This window comes from Micromonospora sp. AMSO31t (assembly GCF_008868175.1).
GTDB lineage: Bacteria > Actinomycetota > Actinomycetes > Mycobacteriales > Micromonosporaceae > Micromonospora.
In genome coordinates this window covers 1-2,433 of record NZ_WBKT01000287.1, presented here as the reverse complement: position 1 = coordinate 2,433, position 2,433 = coordinate 1, and the positions used below count along the sequence as shown (strand labels likewise).

Genomic DNA, 2,433 nt, shown 5'->3' with positions numbered 1-2,433 from the left:
GGGCGGTCCCATTGCGGTGCGCACGCCGTACCCGGTGACGCCCGCCGCGCCGGATCACGACCCGTCCCGCCGGTTGCTGCTCGCCCGGGGGGCCGCCATCTTCGCCGGGCTCACCGCCGCGGGCGTCACCGGGTACGGCGTGCGCACCGCAATGGGACCGCCCCGGCTGGACCGGGTGCAGATCCCGCTGGCCAAGCTGCCCCGCGCCATGGACGGGCTGCGCATCGCCACCGTCTCGGACATCCACCTGGGGCCGCTGCGCGGCCGGTCGCACACCGAGCGGATCGTCGCGATGATCAACCGGCTCGACGCCGACCTGGTGGCGGTCGTCGGTGACCTGGTCGACGGCTCGGTGGCCGAGCTGGGCCCGGCCGCGGAACCGCTGCGTGACCTGCACTCCCGCTACGGCAGCTTCTTCGTCACCGGCAACCACGAGTACTACTCCGGTGTGGAGGAATGGGTGCGCGAGGTGGACCGGCTCGGCCTGCGGGTGCTCCAGAACGAACGCCAGGAGATCCGGGCCCGGGGCGGCGTTCTCGACCTGGCCGGCGTCAACGACGTCACCGCCGCCGGCACCGGGCTGGCCGCCCCCGCCGACTACGCCGCCGCCCTCGGCGACCGCGACCCCGATCGCCCCGTCGTGCTGCTGGCCCACCAGCCGGTGGCCGCGCACGAGGCCGCGAAGTTCGGCGTCGACCTCCAGCTCTCCGGGCACACCCACGGCGGTCAGATGGTCCCGTTCAACCTGCTGGTGAAGCTCCAGCAGCCGGTGGTCTCCGGCCTGGGCGAGGTGGACGGCACCAAGGTCTATGTCACCAACGGCGCCGGCTTCTGGGGCCCGCCGGTCCGGGTGGGCGCGCCACCGCAGGTGACCCTGGTCGAGCTGCGCGCCCCATAGCGCGTCCGGGCCGCCCGGTCCAGCACCGCATTGCTCACGTCACGCGTACGCGTGGCGGCGGGCGGCCGGGGGACCGGGCGTGACAGGATGCGGCGTGCCTCCGTTCAGCGCCGTACCCTCCGGTGGCCTCCCGTCGTTCGTCGCGGATCTGCACATCCACTCCAGGTACTCGCGCGCGTGCAGCCGTGACCTGACCCTGCCGAACCTGGGCTGGTGGGCCCGGCGCAAGGGCATCGGCGTGCTCGGCACCGGCGACTTCACCCACCCCGCCTGGTACGACCACCTGCGCGAGACCCTGCACCCGGCCGAGCCCGGCCTCTACCGGCTGAGCCCGGAGGCGGAGCGGGACATCGCCCGGCGGCTGCCGCCCCGGCTGGCCAGCGCGGCGGAGGCGGACCCGGTCCGGTTCATGCTCAGCGTGGAGATCTCCACGATCTACAAGCGGGACGACCGGACCCGGAAGGTGCACCACCTCATCTACCTGCCGGACCTGGACGCGGTGGCCCGGTTCAACGCCGCCCTGGGGCGGATCGGCAACCTGGGCTCGGACGGCCGGCCGATCCTCGGGCTGGACTCGCGCGACCTGCTGGAGATCACCCTGGAGGCCAGCCCGGACGGCTACCTGGTCCCGGCGCACATCTGGACGCCCTGGTTCTCCGCGCTCGGCTCGAAGTCCGGCTTCGACGCCATCGCCGACTGCTACGCCGACCTGGCCGAGCACATCTTCGCCGTGGAGACCGGCCTCTCCTCCGACCCGGAGATGAACTGGCGGGTCGGCAGCCTGGACCGCTACCAGCTGGTGTCGAACTCGGACGCGCACTCGCCGCCGGCACTGGCCCGGGAGGCCACCGTCCTCGACTCGGCGCGGGACTACTTCGCCATCCGCGAGGCGCTGCGCACCGGCGACGGGCTCGCCGGCACCATCGAGTTCTTCCCCGAGGAGGGCAAGTACCACGCCGACGGGCACCGGCTCTGCGGGGTGAACTGGTCCCCGGAACGCACGCGGGAGGCCGGCGGGCGCTGCCCGGAGTGCGGGAAGCCGCTGACGGTCGGCGTCCTGAGCCGGGTCGAGGAGTTGGCCGACCGGCCCGTGGGGCACCGGCCGGCGCACGCCCGGGAGGTGACCCACCTCGTGCCGCTGGCCGAGATCCTCGGCGAGCTGAACCGGGTGGGCGCCCGCTCCAAGAGGGTCGAGGGGAAGCTCCACGAGCTGATCGCCGCGCTCGGCCCGGAGCTGGACATCCTGACCCGTACCCCGCTCGACGAGATCGGCCGGGTCGGCGGTGAGCTGCTCGCCGAGGGCATCGGCCGGCTGCGCCGCGGCGAGGTGCGCCGGGTGCCCGGCTACGACGGCGAGTACGGCGTGATCACCTTGTTCGATCCGGCGGAGCTGGGGTCGTCGACCGGGGGCACCGGCCAGGACACGCTCTTCGACGTACCCGTGCCCGCGCAGCGGACGCCCGCGGAGCCGGCGGCGAAGGTCAGGGCGCGGCGCCCTGACCTTCGCCGCCGGCTCCGCGGGCGTCCGCTGCGCG

At 74.1% G+C, this 2,433-nt stretch carries 2 protein-coding genes; both read left to right on the top strand.

What is annotated here, in order from left to right; genetic code table 11:
* The coding region (locus tag F8274_RS30475; protein WP_151465834.1) for a metallophosphoesterase at nucleotides 1-898 on the top strand (898 nt) is incomplete at its 5' end.
* A gap of 94 nt (nucleotides 899-992) precedes the next feature.
* Nucleotides 993-2,433 (top strand): endonuclease Q family protein (locus F8274_RS30470; RefSeq protein ID WP_225854051.1); only part of this gene is annotated, 1,441 nt, incomplete at its 3' end.